Source organism: Brevundimonas sp. (genome assembly GCF_046293315.1).
Classification (GTDB): domain Bacteria; phylum Pseudomonadota; class Alphaproteobacteria; order Caulobacterales; family Caulobacteraceae; genus Brevundimonas.
This window is the reverse complement of record NZ_JBKBPF010000040.1, coordinates 1-790: the sequence shown is the minus strand read 5'-3', so window position 1 is coordinate 790 and position 790 is coordinate 1. Positions and strand designations below refer to the sequence as shown.

Genomic DNA, 790 nt, shown 5'->3' with positions numbered 1-790 from the left:
GGCGTCCACCGAACGCGCGGGAACCGGGGCCAAGGTTTGCGCCTGCGCCTGCCCCGCCGTCAGGATCAGCGCCGCCGCCATCCATGCTGTCGCGATCCGTTTCACATCGATCTCCTGGCCAAGACGACCGATCCTATACATTCGCTACATCTGTAGCGTCCACGTCCTGCGACCAATCTACGGCGAACAGCGGGCCGCCATGACGGCCTGAAGGCCACGGGCTGGACCCGGCGGCGCCCTGGGTTACTCTGCACCCCATGACCCAGCCGACACCCCCCGCGCCGGTCCTGCTGTCCGGCGGCAATCCCCAGATCGCCAAGGGCCAGGGCGACGCCCCGGTCCAGGCCTATATCGCCGCCATGCCCGGCTGGAAAAGCGCCGTCGGCCGCCGCATCGACGACCTCGTCGCCGCCGCCGTCCCCGGCGCGCGCAAGGCGGTCAAATGGAACTCGCCCCTGTATGGCGCGCCGGATCAGGACGGCTGGTTCCTCAGCCTCCATTGCTTCGACCGCTATGTGAAGGTCGCCTTCCTGAACGGCGGCGCCCTGACGCCCCCGCCCCCCGTCGCGTCCAAACAGCCAAGCGTCCGCTATTTCCACATCCACGAAGACGACGCCTGGGACGACGCCCAGTTCACCGCCTGGCTGACCCAGGCCGCCCGCCTGCCGGGCGAGAAATTGTAGTCATGACCCAGATCGACGCCTCCGCCCTGATCGACGCCCGCATCGCCGAACTGGCCGACTGGCGCGGCCGGACCCTGGCCCATGTCCGCGCCCTGATCCACGCCGCC

1 protein-coding gene is annotated in these 790 nt (G+C 69.4%); it reads left to right on the top strand.

Annotated features, from left to right (window positions below; genetic code table 11):
- Positions 1–257 precede the first annotated feature (257 nt).
- Positions 258–683, top strand: a complete 426-nt coding sequence (locus ACK4SE_RS13895) for a DUF1801 domain-containing protein (protein ID WP_409693892.1) — start codon at positions 258–260, stop codon at positions 681–683.
- The last annotated feature ends 107 nt before the right edge of the window (positions 684–790 follow it).

Excerpts from the sequence above, each read along its gene's own strand:
- ACK4SE_RS13895 (WP_409693892.1), top strand. The coding sequence starts at position 258 with ATGACCCAGCCGACACCCCCCGCGCCGGTCCTGCTGTCCGGCGGCAAT.